Source organism: Acetobacter estunensis (assembly GCF_011516945.1).
Classification (GTDB): Bacteria; Pseudomonadota; Alphaproteobacteria; order Acetobacterales; family Acetobacteraceae; genus Acetobacter; species Acetobacter estunensis.
In genome coordinates, this window is sequence record NZ_WOTH01000104.1 from 1 (window position 1) to 942 (window position 942).

A 942-nucleotide genomic window follows, 5' to 3' on the forward strand; every position below is an offset into this window, starting at 1 on the left:
CCGGTGCCCATGTTGAAGTTGGCGCCGTTCTCGTTGTTCGTATTCTGGTTGGTGGGATCGGCCGAGTTGCCGCCGTTCTGGATGCCGAACGAGTTGTTCTTGTTGCCCGGCGGATTGTCGTCGGCGGCGGCGAACATGAAGGTGAAGCCGTCGGTGGGACGATAGCGAATGCGCACGGCGGGCGAGGCGAGGGGCCAGGACGGACCGCCTGCGTAGAGATTGGCGGATGGCGCCATCGGCCAGCCGAAATTGGAGTTGAGATACAGCGCGCCGTAATCGGAGATCAGGAATTCGGTGTCGAGATCCTGCTGGCCGATTTTGATATCGAGTTTATCGTGCAGGAAAGATTGCTGGTACCACAACTCGAACAGGCGCGTGGAACGGTCGGCTTCGAAGCCTGAAGCGGGGTTGAACACACCCAGATGATCCTGCGACATCGAACGTCCGCGGATCTGCAGCGCGCTGACATTGAACAGGCCGCCATGCAGGCCGAACAGCTTCTCGGTATCGATCTGCAGGGTGGGCATGGTCACGCCGTCATAGGCCGCGCCCGTGCCCGAACCGTGGCCGTCGCCGCCCCAGGCCGCGTTGCCATCGGCCTGTGAAGGCGTGCCGCCGGTGGCGTTGCCCCACAGTTCATCCACTTCCTGAATGTCGATGGTGATGCCGTGCCTTGCCAGCCATGAACGTGCGCCCCACGGGTCGCCCAGCAGTTTGTCGGAGGCGTCGAAATCGTCCTTGTTTTCAGCGCTATCGGCTTTGGGCGGTTCGGCGGCGGCCATGGACTCCCGCACCGTGGCCGGGTCGGTCTGGTTGATTAACGGCGTCGAGTTTCCAAGGCGTGCCCGGTCCTGTGCGATCTGCGATTGTGGGAGACCGTCCGCGCGCGCCGCACTGCTCCAGCCCAGAAACAGGGCCGATGTGCATAGGCCTGTGAGGAGG

The 942-nt window shown here is 63.0% G+C and carries 1 protein-coding gene; it reads right to left on the reverse strand.

What is annotated here, in order from left to right; translation table 11 throughout:
- The coding region (locus tag GOB87_RS16475; protein WP_242006554.1) for a carbohydrate porin at positions 1-914 on the reverse strand (914 nt) is incomplete at its 3' end.
- Positions 915-942: the final 28 nt, after the last annotated feature.